This is a genomic window from Wolbachia endosymbiont of Drosophila seguyi, from assembly GCF_028981765.1.
Lineage (GTDB): Bacteria > Pseudomonadota > Alphaproteobacteria > Rickettsiales > Anaplasmataceae > Wolbachia > Wolbachia pipientis.
Map to the genome: position 1 here is coordinate 1 of NZ_JAPQLM010000095.1, position 2,106 is coordinate 2,106.

A 2,106-nucleotide genomic window follows, 5' to 3' on the forward strand; every position below is an offset into this window, starting at 1 on the left:
GAAAAAGGAAGTTTTCTTGTTCGTGTAAAACTCAACACAATGGATTTTCTGAAAAGTTTTCGAGTATATTGCATTTTTAATTTGTAAGATAAGATCTTTTCCTTTTTGCATGCCTCACCTAAAAAAGACACATTTTAAACTTTTTTGTTGCAATAAAATAGAAACAAAAGTGCTGTCCCTTGCACTCTTTGGATAATTTAATGATAAAAAATTTGGAGAGAAATTTTATACACTATCGCTGATATTTTTCCTTAAGTTGACGCCATTGCCTGAACGGATACATGACAAATCTATCGTTTATCAAATCGTCGGTAAGCCTAAAGCTATAGCCATTAAGCACGATAAAGAAAATCATTCATAATCGCTATAGCAACTAGTGTAGACACTTGACGTTCCTTGTGATTTGATAAATAGAGGTTTTTATCTGACTTCACAACAAGGGCTTCTGGATGACTTTGAAAGTGAACATTACCATGCTTATCTTCAATAGCCTCTATTACCCCCTCACTGGAAAATGCTGCAACTTTATATCCAAGTGACTCCAATTTTCTTCTATTTTCTGGTGTATTACTTACTGCTCCTGAATGAGCATCTGGAAAATATGTTGAAAACCAGCCATTTTCATTAGGTATTAGGAATTTGGCTACTACTTCTGCTAAACGACTATTTGGAACGATCTTTATCTGCTGGAGAGGTAGATCCTCTTTCTGTGGATTAGGTGCTGATTTTAAATGAGATCTTCGTTTCTCTTCATCACTCACAACACTCACTACTTCAATTCCCTTTGCATTCATTATGCCTTCACATATGCCAAGTAAATGAATTGCAGGGTTATCATCCACTATTTTTACAATTGCTTCAGTAACAAGCTGGCGACAAGGAGTGGGTGCTGAGTGTAAATTATCCGGAATAAATATTCTATTTATTTTGTGCTCTTTAACAAACTTTGCAACTTCAACTTTTATTCGGTCTAATGTTAGCTTCTTTGCCAATGTTTCATCTTGTTTTGCAAAGATAAGCGACTTTTCTTGGATTTCTTTTAAGTTAATTATTTTATTGTAGTCAATGAGTACGGTTTTAACTCCAAAGTTATTAAACATCTCGTAGATATTTTGAGATAGCCCAAGCTCATGTGCTTCTTCCGTTTTCAACAAACCAACAACTATGTCATTATTTACTGTATTTTCTGCCGTCAAGACAGTTGACGCTGGTTCTTCTTTTCTGGTTACATGTTGAGATGCCGGTTTTTCACTAACGCCAGCATAAGTAATATTGCTTAATAATAGAACTATAATTAATAAGATATTAAATAGTTTATTATAATATTTATATACTATGACTTGCCTCCCTAATATTTATATTACGATATAGAGTATTTTATAACAAAAAGGCAAGTTTGCCAAGAAAGAGAAGGTGGCCTGAGCAGGAATCGAACCAGCGACACAAGGATTTTCAGTCCTTTGCTCTACCAACTGAGCTATCAGGCCAACTGTATACTTTTATTTTTAGATAAAAAATGTTATTATGTCTATCAAAAGTTTTTAAAGTAGTTTATAAAAATAAAGGATGAACATTAATGACAAAATAGGAATCTACCCTGGCACGTTTGACCCTATAACTTTTGGGCATCTTGACATAATCAAAAGAGCGTGTAAACTAGTCGATAAATTAATAATAGGAGTTGCAGAAAACGTTAATAAGCATACTGCCTTTGACACAAAGCTACGCACAAGCATGGCTGAAAATGAAATCAAAGGGCTAGGAATTGATGCAGATGTTATATCTTTTAATGGGTTGCTAGTGAAGTTTGCCAAAGAGCAGAATGCTTCTGTTATTATTAGGGGATTAAGAGCAGTATCGGATTTTGATTACGAGTTTCAAATGAGCTGGGTAAATTATAAACTTCTTCCTGAAATCGAAACCATATTTCTTCCTGCTTCTGAAGATACTCAATTTATCTCATCAAGCTTTGTAAAGGAAATAGCAAGATTAGGAGAAGATGTTAGCAAATTTGTATCAAAAGGTGTTCAAAACGAATTGAGAGGTTGTCCGGAAACAAGTAAAAGGCTATAATATCTGAAATTTTAGTACGGGGTAAAGATGAGA

At 34.0% G+C, this 2,106-nt stretch carries 2 protein-coding genes and 1 tRNA gene; 1 reads left to right on the forward strand and 2 read right to left on the reverse strand.

Translation table 11 applies throughout. From position 1 onward, the window contains the following. Positions 1-332: 332 nt before the first annotated feature. Together OZD62_RS02065 and OZD62_RS02070 are read right to left on the reverse strand one after the other, a co-directional pair. Complete coding sequence (locus OZD62_RS02065; RefSeq protein WP_022626263.1) at positions 333-1,196, reverse strand: gamma-glutamyl-gamma-aminobutyrate hydrolase family protein; 864 nt, start codon at positions 1,194-1,196, stop codon at positions 333-335. A 218-nt stretch (positions 1,197-1,414) separates the two neighbouring features. Next, positions 1,415-1,487, reverse strand: a tRNA-Phe gene (locus OZD62_RS02070). 79 nt (positions 1,488-1,566) lie between these two features. Here OZD62_RS02070 and coaD point away from each other — a divergent pair. Next, a complete protein-coding gene (gene coaD / locus OZD62_RS02075; protein ID WP_274979059.1) occupies positions 1,567-2,073 on the forward strand; it encodes a pantetheine-phosphate adenylyltransferase in 507 nt (168 codons plus the stop codon). The last annotated feature ends 33 nt before the right edge of the window (positions 2,074-2,106 follow it).